At 62.3% G+C, this 18,212-nt stretch carries 11 protein-coding genes; 6 read left to right on the top strand and 5 right to left on the bottom strand.

What is annotated here, in order from left to right; genetic code table 11:
• Positions 1-188 precede the first annotated feature (188 nt).
• Positions 189-743: a hypothetical protein gene (locus VJZ71_08035; protein ID HKQ48001.1), complete on the top strand. Its 555-nt coding sequence runs from the start codon at positions 189-191 to the stop codon at positions 741-743.
• Here the strand turns inward: VJZ71_08035 and VJZ71_08030 are convergent.
• Both VJZ71_08030 and VJZ71_08025 read right to left on the bottom strand, forming a co-directional pair.
• A complete protein-coding gene (locus VJZ71_08030) occupies positions 710-2,857 on the bottom strand; it encodes a serine/threonine-protein kinase (GenBank protein HKQ48000.1) in 2,148 nt (715 codons plus the stop codon). The two genes, VJZ71_08035 and VJZ71_08030, sit on opposite strands and share 34 nt — an antisense overlap.
• Before the next feature lie 61 nt (positions 2,858-2,918).
• Positions 2,919-3,530, bottom strand: a complete 612-nt coding sequence (locus VJZ71_08025) for an RNA polymerase sigma factor (GenBank protein HKQ47999.1) — start codon at positions 3,528-3,530, stop codon at positions 2,919-2,921.
• Positions 3,531-4,436: 906 nt separating this feature from the next.
• Here VJZ71_08025 and VJZ71_08020 point away from each other — a divergent pair.
• Positions 4,437-5,843, top strand: a complete 1,407-nt coding sequence (locus VJZ71_08020) for a tetratricopeptide repeat protein (protein ID HKQ47998.1) — start codon at positions 4,437-4,439, stop codon at positions 5,841-5,843.
• Here VJZ71_08020 and VJZ71_08015 read toward each other — a convergent pair whose 3' ends face one another.
• Positions 5,844-7,943: a tetratricopeptide repeat protein gene (locus tag VJZ71_08015; GenBank protein ID HKQ47997.1), complete on the bottom strand. Its 2,100-nt coding sequence runs from the start codon at positions 7,941-7,943 to the stop codon at positions 5,844-5,846.
• Between the two features lie 359 nt (positions 7,944-8,302).
• Between VJZ71_08015 and VJZ71_08010 the strand changes: the two genes are divergently transcribed.
• Positions 8,303-10,141, top strand: a complete 1,839-nt coding sequence (locus VJZ71_08010) for a hypothetical protein (GenBank protein ID HKQ47996.1) — start codon at positions 8,303-8,305, stop codon at positions 10,139-10,141.
• A 127-nt stretch (positions 10,142-10,268) separates the two neighbouring features.
• Entirely contained in the window at positions 10,269-10,622 is a 354-nt protein-coding gene (gene metG / locus VJZ71_08005; protein ID HKQ47995.1) for a methionine--tRNA ligase subunit beta, read from the top strand.
• Positions 10,623-10,656: 34 nt separating this feature from the next.
• Here metG and rmuC read toward each other — a convergent pair whose 3' ends face one another.
• On the bottom strand, positions 10,657-11,958 hold the full coding sequence (rmuC, locus tag VJZ71_08000) for a DNA recombination protein RmuC (protein ID HKQ47994.1): 1,302 nt from the start codon (positions 11,956-11,958) through the stop codon (positions 10,657-10,659).
• A 541-nt stretch (positions 11,959-12,499) separates the two neighbouring features.
• On the opposite strand from rmuC, the gene VJZ71_07995 reads away from it, so the two are divergent.
• Together VJZ71_07995 and VJZ71_07990 are read left to right on the top strand one after the other, a co-directional pair.
• The gene (locus VJZ71_07995) at positions 12,500-15,142 is read left to right on the top strand and encodes a vitamin B12-dependent ribonucleotide reductase (GenBank protein HKQ47993.1); all 2,643 of its coding nucleotides are present in this window, start codon (positions 12,500-12,502) and stop codon (positions 15,140-15,142) included.
• 165 nt (positions 15,143-15,307) lie between these two features.
• Positions 15,308-17,314 (top strand): hypothetical protein, encoded by a 2,007-nt coding sequence (locus VJZ71_07990; protein HKQ47992.1) that lies wholly within the window; start codon positions 15,308-15,310, stop codon positions 17,312-17,314.
• Here the strand turns inward: VJZ71_07990 and VJZ71_07985 are convergent.
• Positions 17,311-18,132 (bottom strand): alpha/beta hydrolase, encoded by an 822-nt coding sequence (locus tag VJZ71_07985; protein ID HKQ47991.1) that lies wholly within the window; start codon positions 18,130-18,132, stop codon positions 17,311-17,313. The genes VJZ71_07990 and VJZ71_07985 overlap by 4 nt on opposite strands.
• Positions 18,133-18,212: the final 80 nt, after the last annotated feature.

Here is an 18,212-nt window from a genome sequence, read left to right as displayed (position 1 = left end):
CGGGTTTCGCCTCATGACAGGAGCGGGGCACCCCGGACACCGTCGAGCGGTCCATTGGAGAGTCGCCCCTTCTCGGCTCTCTTTCCGCCCTCACATCGCGACCAAGGGAAATCGCGTCTCGCGGTGAGACGCCAACCGTGCTTGCGCGCGGGCCGGCCGGTCCGCGCGCCCAGATAAGGGAGAATTTTATGAAAACCAGGAGTCTTGCATGGATCGTGTCGGCTGCTTTTCCGGTCCTGACCGGAGGCGCCGTGGCGCAGGCCGATCTGCCTGCCGATCGCGACGTGGTGTATTCCATCCGGGCGACGCCGGGCGACCCGCAGAGCCCGGTGACGTTCACGGTGACGCTGCACCTGGTCGCGGATCATGCCGATGGGGATTTTGTTTCCTGGACCATCGAGACCGCGACGTTTGACCGGCTCGGATCTTCGCCGAAGCAGTGGGTGAAAGACCACCCGCCGATCGCCGAGAGTCCGGACGACTATTGGACGATCGAACATGCCGATCCGATGAATCCGGCGCTCATGGAGTTCGCGGTCCCGCCGCAGATCATCGGCACCGCAATAGCCCAGAGTTCGGCGTATGACGATCTGGACTATGCGTTCGACACCGTTTATGACGCGGAACTCATCGCGCAGGGACAGACCGCGGCGGCGTATCATTTTCAGATGGTGGCTGCGCCCGAGCCGGAGGAAGAGTCGGAAGAGAATCACGAGCCGGTGGATTTTGAAGAGTCGGCCTGATCGCTTCGGTCGATCGGCGTCATTTGGGGGCCGGATTTTGCGGCACGGCGATCGAGTACCGCCAAATCCTCGCGCGTGTACTTAAGGACATTGAAAATTTCAAACGCGCGGCTGTTCTCCCTCGCGTCCGCCTCGTACTTCTCGAAGCGCGCCTTGATCTTCTCCAGAAGCTCGCGCGCTTCGAGATCGTACGGGTGGCCCTTTTGGACCATGTACCAGCCCGCGAGACCTCGTTCGGCAATCCCCAGACTGATCCCCAGCTCGAGGGATTGGGGATCGGCCTCAAAAAGCGCGCGATGGATGTCGAGGGAAGCCTGGTAATGGCGGCGGGACTGCTCCTGACGCTTCAGTCTTCGATAGCAATGTCCGAGATTTCGCTCTGCGGCGGCCCAACTCGATTTCAAGTTGACGTTGGTCGGGTTTTCCCTAGCCAAGGCTTCGCGAATCGTCTGGGCTTCCTTGAAACTCTTCAGGGCCTCGTCATACTTTTCCTCATCCATTTGCAATCTGCCTTGGATGATATAGGCCGACCCCAGCAGCCGCCGCCATTCCGGATCTTCAGGATGAGCATCCGACCCGCGGCGCGCGTAATCCAGAGCCGACCCGATGTGAGACCAGGCGGCGGGCATGTCCTTAAACCCCTGGCATAGCTCTGCCAGGTGGTAGTGGGCGTCGGCGGTCAATTTGAGAATCGAATCGTCCTTCACGGGGGCCAGCTTCGACATCTCGATCACCTGTCGACAAAGGGCGGCCGCGTCATCCAGGCGGCCCGCATCGCGATCAACCGCGCCCAGCCGCAGGTACGATCCCATCTGCAGCCCCGCCAGGTAAGTCGAGGCCAGTTGGTCCGCCCGCCGCCACATGAAGAACATCCCCGCCAGCGCTACCACGAGAACGAAAACAAACGCCCCCGCGACGGCGAACTGCACGCGATATCGGCGGATCGTCTTGCGCAAGATGTACATCGCGCTGTCGGCCTTGGCGCCGACCGGCTGGCCGGCAAGGAATCGCTCCAGATCCTCGGCCAGGGCGTCGGCCGACTGGTAGCGGCGGGCCTTGTCCTTGGCTAGGGCCTTGCGCACGATCTGTTCGAGGTCGTCGGGCAACTTCACCTCGCCGTCGTAGGGCGTGGAAACGGCGTCGGCGAGCGCCTTACGAAAACTGGTCGGATCGTCGCGGGCGATCCGGCCGCGGATCGTGTCCGACGTGCCATCCAGCGGATAGGGCATGGCCCCGGTGAGCATCTGGTAGAGGATCACGCCGAGCGAATAGACATCCGAGCGGGTGTCGACGTCATCGGCTCGTCCGAGGGCTTGTTCGGGGCTGAGGTAGGGGAGCGTCCCCACGACCTGGCCCGGCAAGGAGAGGTTCAAATCATCGCGGGTCTCCAGGGTTCCGTCGAAGCACTTGGCGAGGCCGAAGTCCAGGACGTGCGGCTTGCCGTCGAGATCGACAAGGATGTTGGGGCTCTTCAAGTCGCGGTGGATGACGCCGCGCTGATGGGCGTGGCTGACGGCGCGGCACACCTCCACAAACAGCCGGACGCGATCCTCGACCGAGGGCCTTTGACGAAGGATGAAGTCGTCGATGGGATCGCCGTCGACAAATTCCATGGCGAAGTAGGGGCGGCCGAGGACGAATCCGCCGTCGAAGACGCGAACGATGTTCTCGTGCTGAAGTTGCGAGGCAATCTCGACTTCGCGGGCGAAACGATGGGTGTGGTTGGTGGAGGTCAGCCGGCTGCCCAGGAGGATCTTCAGCGCGACGGTTCGATGCGTGGACTTCTGGACAGCCTTGTAAACCGCGCCCTGACCGCCCGAGCCCAGGGTGTCGAGAATTTCGTATCCCGAGAGCGCCTGCTGCAGAAGGGAGAAGTCTTCCTGGTTTTCGAACTCCGGCGGGGAATCGTCGTAGGCCTGTCGGGCGCGCTCCGCGGCGGCGGCGATGGCCCGCGCATCGTGAACCGCCTGAAGCAAGGCCGGACAGTCATCCGGATACCGTCGTCGAAGCTCTTCGTCGGACAGGGGGATGCCGGCGCGCTCCTCTTCGAGGATGCGCGCAACCAGATCGTCCAGGGATGGAGAAGCGCACGGCGCGGAAGCGAATGGTTCCAATGGAATACCCGACGTCTTTCTCCTGACAGCACGGCTCGCCACCGGGAGGTTTCCGCGAACCTCACGGCAGGACATCGCTAAAGAACCGGTCTCCGCTCGAACCGAGCTTTTTCCTCAGCCGCTGCAATCCGTGGTAGATCAGCGAGCCCACGGCGGACTCGGACTTTTGCATGACCCGGGCGATGTCCGGGCGTTGGAATCCTTCGATGTACTTGAGCCGAATGGCCTCGCGCATCGACTCCGGGAGCGTTTCCAGCGCGTCGTTTATCGCGTGGGCCGCTTCAGAGGAGGCGGCCACACGGCTGGGCGTCTTCTCGGGAGAGATGACCATCGCCGCCAGGTTGGCGATGGAAGAGGCATCGGCGTCCGCATTCGCCATGATGTGGTGATCGCCCTTGCGTTTCTGCCGGTTGACGTATTTCAGCTTGTCAATCAGCGCTCGATTGACGATGCTGGTCAGCCAGCGGTCGAGCGAATCGCTTCTCTCTCCTCGAAAGGAACGATAGGTTCGAAAAGCGGTCATCCAGACATCCTGGAGGATGTCGTCCGGGGAAATCTGCGCGCGCAGCGCGCGGGGGATTTGCGCTTCCAGTGTGTCCCGCATCTGAGGCGCACGGGTCCGCAGGCGTTCTTGAAGGGTTTTCTCGTCCAGAACCGTGACAACCTGGTTCATAGTCTGATTTCCCATCGACAATCGCGTTCCGCCCCGACTGAGATTCGCTTCCTGCAGGAGGATTCTGTCATTATCCCAGATTTTTCGTTGCGAGAGTAGATGGGGAGCAGTTTTCTTTTATAACATATTATCAATCATATATTTACGATTTATATGGCGCTGTTTGACACCACACAGCGAGGAGGCCGTTGCCGCGTTCAAAAAAATAATTTTCAAAAAGTCCGAGCGCGGCGCGCGCATTTGTCTATATGACCCTAGAGCGACGCGCTTTTGGGAGGCTGCGCGTTGGGGTGATGAGATAGTGTCCGAGCCGCCGGTCGAAACCCGGCATGTCTCCGACTCTCTTGGTATGCGCCCCCAGTCAGACGGGATTTTCCCGATCGGGCAGTAGATCGGCTGGCTTGAAAGTTGAGGTATGAGGCTCTCATTAGACGCAGGAGATTGCTGCGTCGCTAGTTGGACCTGACATCGCACGCGACCCGCGCCCGGGAATCCGGAGCCCGGGGCGGTCGCGTGACGGTACGGGAAACGGCGCGGTTTCAAAGGCTCCCCCTCCTTTGCAGCCGCGCCCTCCATTTTCTGAAGAAAGTGCCGCGGGCCCGCCCCAGTTTCCCCCATGTCCATTTCCGCTGGCCATGACCTCGGGCAGGGCCCCGGCCTGCGCATCGCATCAATCCCAAGTGCAGTATTCCGCACAACCGCAATTCCGACGGTTGGTGTTACAATAGCCCCTCGGCGGATGGGGCCAGCCCGCCCTGAGGCTTCGCGATGGAGCACGGCATCCTCAACGCATCTGGAAAAAACACCGGCCTCAGTCTAGTTCGATGGGCAACGGTACGGGTAATCCCCAGAACGGCCTTTAGAGCCCTTTCGGCGGCGTTGGCGGCCTTTTTGACCTTGCCCACGATGTCATCGTCGGCGGGTCCGCCGCTCGAGACGCTGAAGGTCGGCCGACCTCATCCGCCCCTTGCCCTGTGGACGATCGAGCGCGACCGGCCGGTTTCGCTGGACGCGCTGCGCGGGCAGAAGGTGCTGTTGGTCCATTTTGCTTCGTGGTGCGAGGCGAGCCGGGAACCGGTTTCGGCGTGGTTCGAGCGGACCAGGACGCACGTCGCCGCGAAAAAAGTGGTCGTTCTAGGAGTTGATCATGAACAGCATGCCGACCGGGGCCGGCTCTTTGCGCAATGGCGGGGGCTGACCGGGCCGATTCTTCACGATCCGCTCGATCTGTCGCTCGTTACCGAATTGCCGATGGTGGTGGCGATCGACGAGGAGGGCGTGGTGCGCGCGATTCAGCCGTCGCTCGACAAGATTGAAAAGACCTTCATTAACAAGAAGTCGAAGAAGAAAAACATCCCCAAACCGGAAGAGGCGGAGCTTCCGGACCCGCGGGTGACGCGGCGTACGGCGGAAGAGGCGCGGGAGCCGTCGGCGTCGCGGGCGCATGCCGACGCGTTAGTCCTGTCGGGCCTTCCGCCCCAGATCGACGAAGCCATCAAGGTGTATCGCGAGGTGATCGCGATCGATCCCAAGGAGGCGTGGTCGCTCTTTCGACTCGGCGTCGCCTACCGCATCCGGTACGAGCGGGAGGAGCGTCAACCGGATGATTTTCAGGCGGCGGTCGATGCCTGGTCCCAGGCCGTTCGCTTTGCACCGACGAACGCGATCTTTCGACAGCGATTGCAGCAATACGGCCCGGCCATCGAGGACAGCCGCCCCTCTTATGAATGGATACTGGCGGCGCGACAAGACCTGGCGCGGCGCGGTCAGCAACCCATCGCACTGGAGAACGAGCCGCTGGCGATGGAGTTGAGCGCCGGCCCGGTACGAGGCTCGAAAAACGCAGCGCCCACAAAGGGCAAACACCCCTCGGACCACGGTGGCCAGATGATGATCGAGACGACCGTGGTGCGCGCCGCGGACGCCAAGCACGCGAACAAGGCAGAGGTTCATGTGACGCTTCGGCCCAGCGGCGTGCAGTGGGAGGACGGGAAGGCTCCCCTTCGCATCTGGTTTGAAAAATCCAAGTCGGCGCGGCCCGAGCGAGCGTACCTGGAGTTTCCCAAGGCGAATCCGGCGTCGGGCAGCGAGGCGCGGACCATCAGCTTCTTGGTCGAACTGACAAGCAAATCGAAGACGCCGCGCGGGACGCTGAAAGGCGAAGCCGTTTATAGTTTTCGTTCAGGCGATGAGGTGAAGACGGTTCGCCAGGAGTTCAAAGTGTCCATCGGGGGCAAGCCGGAGGGGACGTTGGCCGGTACGGATGCGCCGACGGCGGCCAATGGTGGAAACGACGGCGCCCGAGGTCGATAGTCATTTCGGGGGCGCCGGGGCGCGGAGGTTTCGCCAGTCGTCGGTGTCCTTCAACGAATCAAATGCGCGGTTCTTCTCGGCTTGTTCCAGGAGCTCAGGCTTTTCTTGCAGGGCGAGCCGGAGGTTTTCCATCGCGGCGGGGAGATCGCCGACGATCGCCAGGGCCCCGGCCAGCGTGTAGCGCGCATCGGCCAGGTTGGACGCTTGTGCGGCCTGACGATCGTCGGATAGGTGGATCACGAGCGACGCGCGCACCGCGATAACGTCCTGCAGAATTTTGATCGCGCCCTGCGCATCGCCGACGGCAATCCGCGCGACGGCCCAGTTCTGCCGGCCGTCCAGGTCGGCGGGGTTCAGTTCGTACAAGCGTTGGTAATGGGGAAGGGCCTCGGCGGCACGTCCCGTGCGGAGCAGGGCATTGGCGAGGTTGCGGTGGACTTCGATCCACGAAGCGCGCTGGGCGAGACACGCCTGGTAGTGCGGGATGGATTCCGCATACGCTCCGACATGGGTGTAGGCGAGGGCGAGGAAAAAGTGTCCCTCGGGGTCGGCGCGCGGCAGACTCAGGCCCTTTTTGATCACGTCGATGCCTTCGGCGGTATGCCCCTGAACGATCAGGATATGCCCGACGCGATAATAAGATCGCGCGTACAAGGGATCGATCGCGACGGCCTTCCGGTGCGCTTGCAGCGCCTGGTCGATCCAATCCCGCCCGTCGGCGCCTTCCGTGCCGGCGCGGGGGCTGAGCGATTCATCGTATTTGTCGAGATAAGCATTGCCCAGACCGTAGTATCCGCCGGGCGAGTCGGGAAAGCGGGCAATGACGGCCTGGTAAAAGGAAGCACTGTTTTGCCAGACGGCCTGCTGTCGCCAGGTCGCCGCCGCGAACACGACGAGGACGACGATCGCGCACGCGAAAATAAACCGTTGCACCTCTCTTGCGCACCGCGCGGCGAGGTGGCCCGCCAGGATCAGCACGGCGATCATGGGGAGATAGACGAAACGATCGGCGGCGATGGTGCCGGTGAAGCGGACCGGACCGAGCGTGGGTCCGAGGAGGAGGACAAACGCAACGAGCATGGTCCATACGGCGTCATGGCGTCTTCGATAGGCAAAGTAGCCGATCAGCGCCAAGGCGGTGGTGAAAACGAGGCCCGCGGCAAAAGGCCAGTTCAGCGCGGTAATTTCATATTCCGGCGGCAGGATGTATTGCGGGCAGAGCCGAATCGGCAGGACGATCTTGGCCAGATAAAAGACAAGGTTGTGACCGGCGATCAGGGCGGTCAGTAAGAGGCCGCGATGGTGTCCGGCGTCCGTGAGATCGACGGTGGACGTTTGGGATTCGTAGGCGATCCAACCGCCCACCATTGCAAGGCCAAGGAGCGGGAGTTTTTCCAAGACGGCTCGGCGTGACCAGCGGCGCAGCGGCCAGACGTCGAGCAGCAGAAGCACCAGCGGCAGCAAAAGCCCTGTCGGCTTGGAAAGCAGGCCGAAAATGAAGGACAGAATTGTGAGAACATACCAAACCGATCGATGCGTCGCAGCGTACCTCAGGTAAGCCAGCAACATGCACAGGGCGAACAGCGTGGAGAGCAACGCCTTGCGCTGGCTGATCCAGGCGACGACTTCGACGTTCAGGGGATGAACGGCGAAGACGAGCCCGCAAAGGAATGCCGCCCATCGATGGGTCGTTACTTCGAGTACAAGAACAAACACCAGGCCGGCGCAGAGGCTGTGCAGCAGGACATTGGTGAGATGAAATACCGACGGATCGATTCGTGACGCCAAAGCGCCCGCCAGCCGGGCCTCTATGACGCGATCCAGCATCAGGGAGGCCATGGTGAGAGGCTGGTAGTAACCCGCCACCACTGACGGCTTGAGGACTTCGGTGAAAAAAGCAGCCAGATTCCGCCAACTTGGATAGAGGATGTAGGGATGGCCGGTCACGTACGACGAATCGTCGAGAATAAGAAACTCAGCGCGGAGGGCAGGGAGATAAACGACAACGGCCGCGAGCAGGACCAGAAGAAAAAAAGGGAGTCGTGTCAGGCGTCGCGAAGAAGCCGCTGGGAGACGAGATGCGGATAAGAATGGTTGCATAGCCTCGGTTCCCGGGGACCCTGCCTCTTATAAAAAGAGCTTAACGGGATTTTTGAGCGATATGGGCGGCTGGTATTGCGACGGAAAAAGTTCTATAATTTCGGGGTTGGACAGGCCCGGACAACGGGCCATCCCTCGCCCCATAAGCGCGGCCGCGGGATTTTTTTTGGGGTCAACGGTCCGGGAAAAACCCCCTGGATGTTCGGATTGCCTTATTGGCAGCCTGTTGTTTGCTCATACCGGCGCAAGATGGTACATCCTGACCCGGCCATGGATCATACGTTCATATTGACGGCGGAGCCGATAGATCAGGAGAAAGACCTGTTAACGTGGGGCGGACTTTTCGGACCAGATTTCTGATGCACAAGACCGGATTTTTCGTGCTCGCGCTGGTGGGATCGGGCCTGGGACTTTCGTCCGGCTGCGCCGTCCCCCAGCCCCGGGGCGAAGGTCTTTATTCGCACGTTCAGGAACCCACGACGAAGGCATGGTACCACCTCTACCTGCCGGTCGATTACGTCAAGAACAACGGGCGCCATCCGGACCCGCGAATGGAGCGCTGGCCGCTGGTGATGACTTTTCACGGGATGAAGCCCTACGACAACGCGCGGCCGCAGGAGCGGGAATGGGAGAAGCAGGCCGACATCTACGGATACATCGTTTGCGCACCGGAGCTGGAAACGTGCGATTCATTTATGGAGTATCCGCTGACGCGCGAGCACGGTTATGTTCTGGAAGATAAGAAAAGCGTCATCGCCATCATGGATCACGTCTTTGCGACGACGTTGGCAGATCCTCGGCGAGTGTTGGCCACGAGCTGGTCGTGCGGCGGATATTTCGCCCACTATTTCCCGAACCGCTTCCCGGACCGGTTCTCATGCATCGCGACGCGCCTGTCGAACTTTTCGGCCAAGCTGCTGGCGGAGGAAACGGTCCCGTTCTATCGCAACCGGATGCCGGTGGCCATTTTCATCGGCGACGGCGACTTCCCGGCGTGCAAGTCGGAGAGCGAGGAAGCGGTCGCGTGGTACACGGCGCGGGGCTTCCGAACGGTGCGCGGCAAGATGATCGATGCCATGGGGCATCGGCGCATCCCGCAGACTGCCGCCGCTTTCTTTGCCGAGCAGGAGGGCATCGAGCCCTTGCGCCCGCTGGAGGCGGCGCAGACGGTGGCGCAGGTGCAGATGACCGAATATTATCCGGCGCAGGAGATGATCGCGAGGTTCTCACCGCCCATCTCGCCGGAGGTGATGGGAACGGCGATGGTGCGGACGGACCGGACCTCGCGCCGAAACTCGCCGCCGCTCACCCCCGCGGTAGTGCCGCCGACACGCGGCGAAACCGTCGCCCGTTCGCCGACCAGCCCGCCCGCGCGAACGACAGCATATGCCAACTCCTCAGCGGGAAAGCGGTATCCGTTCGATCGCCGGCCTGCGTACGATCCCCTCCCCGGCGGGGAAGGGCTCCCCGAATCGGCTTCGGTACCGCCATCGCAGCAAAAGGCTCCGTCCAATCAACGTGGAAACTGGTTGAGCCAGACTCAAGCGCCGCCGGCCGTCAAGGAGGCGGCACCTGGATCCCGCCCACCCTCCAAGACACCGTCGCCGCGCAATCCCGCGGATCGGGGGCTCGCCTCGTCGAGTCGCCCACCGTCAGAGGGATCGAAATCCACCGGTCAGCCGGCGGCCAGTGATGAAAAGGCGAATCCTCGTCCCGGCATGGCGTCCCCCTCGCCGACACTGGCATCGAACACCCCGCGCAAGTCGTTCTCGCCGAGCAGCGCGGGCGGCCGTTCGTACGTTTCTCCGGTGGCCGCCAAATCGCCGGCCAGCGCGGCAAAGTCCATTGGGCGACCCCCAGCGGCAAATGATCCGACCCTGGATGGCGGTTCACCGGCGCGAGCGCAAGCGCCGCGGGCACGGCGGGTCAACGTCCGACTTGGCGGGCCGGCCATCGGAACCAGCCCGCATTACCTGGCCTACAGCGCCGACCTTCCCGCGGACCTGACCAACGGCGCCGATTTCCTGTGGATGGACAACGGCGTGTGGATCGGCGATGAGCAGCGCGGCGTAAAGATTCTGGAGTCCCCGGGGCTGCATCGCATTTCGGTGCTTATCGTAACGCCTGACAACATCGAGTATCGCGGCAGTGCGACCGTGCAGGTGCTCGACCGCGGGCCAACGGCTTCCGCCAACTGATTCCCCGTTCACGGGCTAGCCCTTAAGATTGAGATTATTGTACGAACAAGGGGCGGTGGATCGCGCGCCGCCCGATTGTCATGACGCCGGTCCTGCCATAAGGTTTAGCGTTCGCGGAGGATGAACCATGAGCGACACGCCAACGACAACAGATACGATTACCTTTGATGATTTCTGCAAGATCGATCTCCGGGTGGCGAGAATCCTGGAAGCCCGACCGCACCCGAACGCGGACAAGCTGCTCGTGCTGCAGATCGACCTGGGGACGGAGCAGCGGCAGATCGTCGCGGGGATCCGCGGCTATTACGAGCCGGAACAACTGGTCGGCAGGTCGATCGTCGTGGTCAAGAATCTCGCCCCCCGGACCATGCGCGGCGAGACGAGCCAGGGCATGCTGCTCGCCGCGTCCAATGAGGATCGGTCGCAGGTGATTTTGCTGACGCCGATGGCGGAGATTGGCCCAGGGGCAAAGGTGAGCTAAGGATAGGAGGCTCCCGCCGAGCCTTGGCCGCTGATTAACCGACCAAGCGGGCCTGATTTTCTTCGTGCTCTTCGATCCGGGGGACTGCACGAAGAGAAACATCGATGAGATCAGCCTCGGGGATTTCCTTCCCCGTCTCCGTCGCGCCGAGGTCCTTGAGTTTCTTCGCGCTCGGAAGCGTGCGGCCCGACCAGTTGCCGACGGCCTTGTTGTAGGAGTCGGCGGCCTTCTGAATCCCCCCGCGAACATCGTCGAGATAACCGGCGAATCCGCACAGCCGGTCGTACAATTCGCGCCCGGCATCGGCGATTCGCTGGGCATTGTCGGCGACTTGCTGCTGCTGCCAGCCGTGTCGGACGGCCATGAGCAGGGCGATGAGCGTCGTCGGCGACGCGAGCAGGACGCCGCTCGAAATCCCCTGCACGAGCAAGTCCGGGTCGGCCGACAGCGCCGCCGCAAAAAACGCCTCGCCGGGCATGAACATCACCACAAATTCCGGCGAAGGTGTGAACTGCTTCCAGTATTCCTTGCCGGAGAGGCAGCGCAGCGTCGTGCGCACCTCGGTCGTGAACCGCGTGAGGTGCGCGCGCCGACCGGCCTCGTCCGCGTGGTTGATGGCATCGAGGTATGCGGAGGTATTGACCTTGGCGTCGATCGCCAGCATCCGACCGCCGGGCAGCTTGACGACGAGATCGGGCCGGCGGCCGCTGTCGGTCGAGACCTGCGTGGCGAAATCACAGTGCTCGGTGAGGCCGGCGAGTTCGACGATCCGCTGGAGTGTGACTTCGCCCCATTTGCCCTTGGCTCCGGGTGAGCGGAGCGCGGCGACAAGCTGCGTCGCCTGCGACTTGAGCGCCTCGGCCCCCTGCTTCATGTCATCCAGCCGCTCGGAGAGACCGCCGTACGCCTTGGCCCGTGCCTCTTCCAGGTCTTTGATCTGCTTTTCGTAGCGCTCCATCAATTCGCGGACCGGCTTGAGCCGCGTCTCGGCGAGCGTCAGGAACTGCTCATTGTTGCTCTTGAGCGCGGTCGCCGACAGGGCCCCAAAGGTCTCCTTGACCCTGGTCTGCATCTCGTCGATTTGTCTGCGCTGCTCTGCGAAATGTTCGCGGGCCGATTCCAGCCGCGCCCGCGATTCCGCACCGGCGACTTTTTCGATTTCGAGCGTCCGGCGAATGGCCGCCAGCTCCGCGTCCTTGGCGGCGATCTGGCCGCGCACTTCGTTGAGCGCCGCCGCCTCACCCGCGACCGCCGAGCGGCCGCGCAAGACGCCGATGTACCAGCCCAAGGCCAAGCCCCCGCCCAGGCATGCCAACATCAGTAGAGCTTGAGTCAACCTGTGCCCTCCATGCCGCTGCGGAACCAGCGACGAATGCTCTCGATCGTAATCACTTTTGTCCCGCAGAGGGTGATGCCGGCCCCTCTCTTGGACACCAAGGGGGAAAAAATTGCGCTTTTTTTGAGGCCGATGCACCCGCTTTCGCCGCAAGCTGATGAGCCGTCGAGGGTTGCACAAATTGATGCTATGGATGCTCGAAAACTCGGGTTTTTCATGCTAAGAGAATAGCCTCCCGAAGGTTAGGGAACTACAATATTTTGTGAAGAATTTGTTGACACACACAAGATGTTGGGGTATTAAAGCAATTGTCCTCAAGACTCAGTTGAGGACGACCCGAAATTGCTAACGGATCGAACCCGGCAGCGGGGCCGCCAATGGACTAGGCAGTAAGGCCTCCGCTCGGGGCTTCGTTTTGCGATTCGGACCGGTCTGGCTCGAACCCGTTCTCGCGGCAGGGATCGAGCCTCGTGGCGCATCGCCGCGAGTTGGCGCAGCCGACCCGCCTCGGGCGGACGGCGAACAGGAGTCTGGTGGAGCCATGGCCACGGCGTTGACGGATCGAATGGTTGGATTCGACACGGATGTCGAAGTCTCTGCCCGCCGCGACGCGCAGGGACTGACGGATAACGCCCTGCGGGTTCTGCGCGCGCGTTATTTGGAAAAGGATGAATCCGGCCGTCCGACCGAGACGCCGGACGACCTTTTCGAGCGCGTGGCCCGTGTGATTGCCGATGTCGAGATTTCTTATGGGGGCACTCCGGGTTGCCGCAACGAGTGGAAGGCGAAGTTTAAGCGGTTGATGACCTCGCGCGAGTTCGTCCCCAATAGCCCGACCCTAATGAACGCCGGTCGATCGATGGGGATGCTGAGCGCCTGTTTTGTTCTGCCGGTGCCGGATTCGATCGAGGGGATTTTCGATTCGATCAAGCACACGGCCCTGATTCAAAAGGCCGGCGGGGGCACGGGTTTTGCGTTCGACGCGCTGCGTCCGACCGGGGATTACATCAAGTCGAGCGGCGGGACGACGAGCGGGCCGATCTCGTTCTGGCGGGCTTTCAGCGAGGCGACGAACGCCATTCAGCAAGGGGCGTTTCGCCGCGGGGCGAACATGGGTATGATGTATGTCCATCATCCCGACATCGTGAAGTTCCTTTACGCCAAGCAGGACCTCGGCCAGTTCACGAATTACAACATCTCCGTGAAGATCACCGACGAGTGGATGGAGGGTTTCCTCCGCGAACCGGACGCCCCGCACGTGACGCGCAACCCGCGCAACGGGCAGGAATTTCTCGTCCCCAAGGACGTCACCATCGGCACGTACACGGTGAAGGATCTGATCGTCGCGTCGCGTTACGACGGCAAGACGCCGGTTTACACGCGCCGCGACATCTGGGACATCATCATCAAGCACGCCTGGCAGACGGGCGAACCCGGCGTCGTGTTTATCGACCGGATTAACGAGGCCAACCCGACGCCGCACGTGGGGCGGATCGAGGCGACGAACCCGTGCGGCGAGCAGCCGTTGCTGCCGTACGAGGCGTGCAACCTCGGCAGCATCAACCTCGGGCTGTTCGTCAAGGATGAATGCACCCCGCAGGCGGAGGTGGATTGGGACGCGCTCCGCAATTGCGTGCACGACTCGACCCGCTTCCTCGACAACGTCATCGACGCGAACAACTACCCCTTGCCGCAGATCGACGACGTCTGCAAGGCGAACCGCAAGATCGGCCTCGGCGTCATGGGGTTCGCCGACGCGCTCTACAAGCTGGGCGTCCCCTACAACAGTGACGAGGGCGTGGCCTGGGGCGAGCGGTTCATGAAGTTCCTCAACGATGAGTCCCACAACTATTCGGAGAAGCTGGCCCTGGAGCGCGGCAACTTCCCGAACTGGGCCAACAGCATCTGGGACACGCAGTATCACCGGCCGATGCGAAACAGTTGCGCGACGACGGTCGCCCCGACCGGGACGATCAGCATCATCGCGGACTGTTCCGGGGGCGTGGAGCCGATGTTCAGCCTGGCCTTTTTCCGCAACGTCCTCAAGGGGCAGGACGAAGGCAAGGCGCCGATGATCGAAATTAACGAGACGTTTGAGCGCGTGGCAAAGCGCCGCGGCTTTTACAGCGAGGGACTGATGGAACAGATTGCCAAGGAAGGCACCCTCGCTCATATTGAGTCCGTCCCCGAGGATGTAAAGCGCGTGTTCGTCAGCGCGCACGACATTGAGCCGGCCTGGCACATCCAAATGCAGGCGGCCTTCCAGAAGCACTGCGATTCGTCGATCAGCAAGACGATCAATTTTCCGACCGGAGCGACGCCGGCGGACGTTGAAACCATTTATCGGTTGGGCTATACCCTGCGGTGCAAGGGGGTGACGGTGTATCGAGACGGCTGCCGGGCGAGTCAGCCGATGGCGCTTTCGACGTCCGAGCAGAAGCACGAAGCCATGACGTCGCCGCCGCCCCAGGAGGAAGTCGTCGTGAAGAGCGAGATCCCGCAACGGATTACCACGCAGACGAATTTGTTCGGCGAGCGGGTCACCGAGGTGAAGCCGACGCAGTCGATCCTGGAACCGCGAGAATTGCCCGCGATCACCAGCGGCATCCGCGTCCGTCAGCAAACGCCTTTCGGCAACATGCACATCCAGATTACCGTCGATCCGCGGGAACACCGCGAGATGGAAGTCTTCGCGCAACTCGGCAAGGGCGGCGATCTGGCCAACAGTGATCTGGAGGCGATCTGCCGGATGATCAGCCTGTGGCTGCGGGCCGGCGGTACGCTGAACCACGTCATCAAGCAGCTTTCGGGCATCGGCTCGACGCTGCAAATCCCCACACGCGACGGGAAGATCATGTCGCTGGGCGACGGCCTGGCGAAGGCCCTGAAGCGTTACGTTCGCGCCAAGGAGCGGCATGGCCTGAAGGCGCTGCTCCTCGGCGAGATCGATCCCAGCGAAATAGAAAACGAAGCCGGGGCCGGCGGAAACGGCCATGGTAAGAACGGAAATGGCGGCGACAGCGGCGATATCACACTGGCGGCCAGCAGCCGCCTGGCGGAGCTCGGTCTGCGAACGCGCGACATGGGCTCGACCTACCGCCTGAAGTGCCCCGAGTGCAGCAGCGACCTCGATATGGGCGAGGGTTGTATGAAGTGTCACGGCTGCGGATACGCGCAGTGCTAAAGGGAGATTGTTTGCCGGATCCATAGCAGGCTATTAAGCCTGATGTCGCGAAGGAGACGGGTTTGAGGCATGGCTTCTTTCCCCTCCGGAAAGCGTCGAGTTACCCTAGCGGTGCCCGGCGCTTTCTTTTTTGTTGCGCGCGGCCCCTTCGGGTAAGTTGCGCGGATGTCATCCTCCATTGAACCCCGCGCCGCATTCTTCCGTCCCTGGCTCGGATGGTTGGCGGCGCTGGCTATCGCCGGGGTGGGGGTGGGGTTGGAATGGCGGCGCGCCCCGGCGATCTTCACTCCCAGCGGCGTACTGTTCGTCGACCCGGACGATTTTATGCGCCTGGTCCGCGTGCGCTCGATCCTGGAAGGCGGGCCAAGGATCATTCGACACGATTCGCAGGTCAACTGGCCGCACGGCGTCGACCCGCACTGGACTGCGCCAATGGACTACCTCCTCGTCGCGGCGAATTCGCTGTTTGGCGGGCTTTCACAGACGAGCGATCGACTCGCGGGCACCGCCGCATGGGTTCCCGTCTGGCTGGGAATGGCCTACAGCCTGGTGATGATGGCGATGATTCGTCGAGCCTGCGGCTGGGGTCCGGCGCTGCTTGCCGGGTGCATGATCGTTTTTTCACCGGCGTATCATCGCGTCTTTCAACTTGGTCATCCTGATCATCATTGCCTGTTGGAATTGCTTTTTGCAGTCAGCGTTGCAGCGTGGGTCCCCCGGCTTGGAATCAACGGCGAACAGCGGGTTCCTTCGCATGCGGCTGTGGTGATGGGTGGGATAGCGATCGGACTGGCGATCTGGGTCGCGGCGCAGGCCCTGGCGGTCTGGGCCGCTATCCTGGCCGGCGCGACCTTTGCCAGCTTTCACGCATCGCCGGAGGATCGGCCGATTTGGGCGGCGCGCCGGCGGCAGTGGAGCCTCGCCGTTCTGGGTGTGGTGTTTTGCGGACACGTCGTCGAGAACGCGGGCCAAATTGGAGCGGCGGCAGTTGACAAGATCGGACTTTTTCACGTTGCGCTGGCCGTGCTCGCATTGCTCGTGCCGACGGGTTCGGGTAAAGCACCGCGCGATGAGACCAAGGATCTCGTAAGGAGATGGGGCCCCTTTGCACTCGTCGCAGTCGCGTTCGTCGCATGGGTCGCTCTTGATCGAGCGAGGATCTTCCGCTATTCCCAACGAGACGAACTGCGGCGATGGTGGGAAGTCGTGGCGGAACTTCTGCCGCTCTACACTCACGCCGGCGGTCAATGGTCGCTGTTTCCCCTTCATGTTCATCTCGGCTACGCCGTTTATGCCCTGCCCTTGACGTTGGTGTTCTTCGTTCGCAGCAAGGCGCTGCCGTGTGGGGCGAAGCTCACGCTCGCGCTGCTCGCGTTAGGAATGACCGCGCTGGCGATCTATCAACGCCGCTGGCTGGATCATGTGAACATCGGGCTGATTTCGGTGACCGTGATCGGGATTTGGGAATTTGCCGGCGCGATTTTGACGGCGAGAAAGGTGGACCGCAATGCGCGGGCGAACGGCGGGCGGAGCCCGCCCTACGTTAGGCTCGCCGTGGCCGCGGTTCTACTGGGCATGGTTAGTTTCCCCTACGCGTGGGCGGTGATGACGCAGGAAATACCGAGTCCCAGAGCCGAGGCGGTCAGAACGGCCTACCTCGCGGACCGGATCAATGCCTACGAGTCTGCACATGCGCCTGACGTCGCTCCGGGTCGGGCGATCCTGTGCGATGAAGGGGCGGGGCCGATGCTGCTGTATCGCACGCGCCTGCCGGTGGTTGCGGCGCCCTATCATCGGGCGATCGACGGCATCGTCGCGGCGGCGCGGTTTTACGCCGAACGCGACCCAATCGAGGCGCGGCGGATGTTGGACGAATTAGGCGTGAAGTACGTTGTCGTGCCATTTCGGCCGCACGAGCAGCTCATCAATTTCGAGCGCGTGGCGTTCGGGGAGCTGCGCTCCTATGACCCGCCGGAGCAAAGCGTCGACGCCGAGGGCAATATTCAGGAGCGGCTCAACTTCCGACCAGGGTTTAACCAGACCGCCATCTACCGGCTGACGCTGCAAGGCGGCGGAGGCATCCCGGGACTGGAACTCGTCGAGTCGATCAAGGAGGGGGCGACGACGCCCGACGGCAAGTCCGGCCTGCTGTACGTGGTCAGGGACAACTAAGCCTCCAAGAAGTCCAGCAAATCCGCATTTACACGGTCCTTGTCGGTCGAGCAGATTCCATGACTGCCGCCGGGGTAGACCTTGAGCTGGGCGTTCTTGATCAGCTTCGCCGAGAGCGGCGCCGAGTTGGCGAAGGGCACGATCTGGTCGTCGTCTCCGTGGATGATCAGTGTCGGAACGTCGAACTTTTTCAGGTCTGCGGTAAAGTCGGTCTCGGAGAACGCCTTGATGCAATCGAAGATGCCCTTGAAGCCGCCTTGCATCCCCTGGCGCCAGAACGCATCGCGCAGGCCGTCCGTGAACTTTGATCCCGACCGATTCCCGCCGTAGAAGGGCGTCGGCAAGTCCTTGAAAAATTGCGAACGGTCGGCCAGGACGCCGGCGCGTATTTTGTCGAAGGTCTCCTTTGGAAGGCCACCCGGATTGGCCGGAGTCTTGAGCATCAGCGGCGGAACCGCGCCGATCAGCACGGCCTTGGCCACGCGCTTCGTGCCGTGACGCCCAATGTAGCGGGCCACTTCGCCACCGCCGGTGCTGTGGCCGATGTGGACCACGCTTGTCAGGTTCAGCACCTCCACAAGGGCGGCGAGATCGTCGGCGTAGGTGTCCATGTCATTGCCGTCCCAGGGTTGACTGGACCGGCCGTGGCCGCGGCGATCGTGGGCAATGACGCGAAAGCCGCGCTGGCCCAGGAAGAACATCTGGTCCTCCCAGGCGTCGGCGGTGAGGGGCCAGCCGTGGCTGAAGACGACCGGCGAACCCTTGCCCCAATCCTTGTAGAAGATTTGCGTGCCATCACTTGTGTTGATCGTCGGCATGGTTTCTCCCTCAGCGTACGACCGGCGGCGGCCCCCGTGGAAGAGCTTACCAGAATGAAAATGCGAAGATATTGGGATCA

It is taken from the genome of Phycisphaerae bacterium (genome assembly GCA_035275405.1).
Classification (GTDB): Bacteria; Planctomycetota; Phycisphaerae; order UBA1845; family UTPLA1; genus DATEMU01.
Note: the sequence above shows the minus strand (reverse complement) of the source record. Positions and strands in the feature narration are given on the sequence as shown.